The organism is Pseudomonas sp. PS01297, from assembly GCF_029959305.1.
Lineage (GTDB): Bacteria > Pseudomonadota > Gammaproteobacteria > Pseudomonadales > Pseudomonadaceae > Aquipseudomonas > Aquipseudomonas helleri.
Genome location: NZ_JASCPQ010000240.1, coordinates 1 through 255 on the forward strand (window position 1 = coordinate 1; position 255 = coordinate 255).

At 54.5% G+C, this 255-nt stretch carries 1 protein-coding gene; it reads left to right on the plus strand.

Annotated elements, in window-relative coordinates:
• Nucleotides 1-29 precede the first annotated feature (29 nt).
• On the plus strand, nucleotides 30-255 hold a 226-nt coding region (locus QMX84_RS26460), incomplete at its 3' end, for a hypothetical protein (RefSeq protein ID WP_282365163.1).

Here is a 255-nt window from a genome sequence, read left to right on the forward strand (position 1 = left end):
TCAGCACAGGTCATGGTTACACCCGTTCGATGTTGATAGCCCAATCCAGCAACCATGCTGTATTGAAAAGCACGGACACCCCAGCGTTACCACCGGGGTTAGGCCGTGATTTTGATTTAAACGGCAACCAGCTGGCGTTAGTGCGCGGCCAGACCCTGCAATGGAATGTGAACAATAACCTGCAAGCCGTGACGCTGGTGACCCGGGACAACGGCAGCAGTGACGATGAAATGTATGCCTATGACGGCCTTGGGC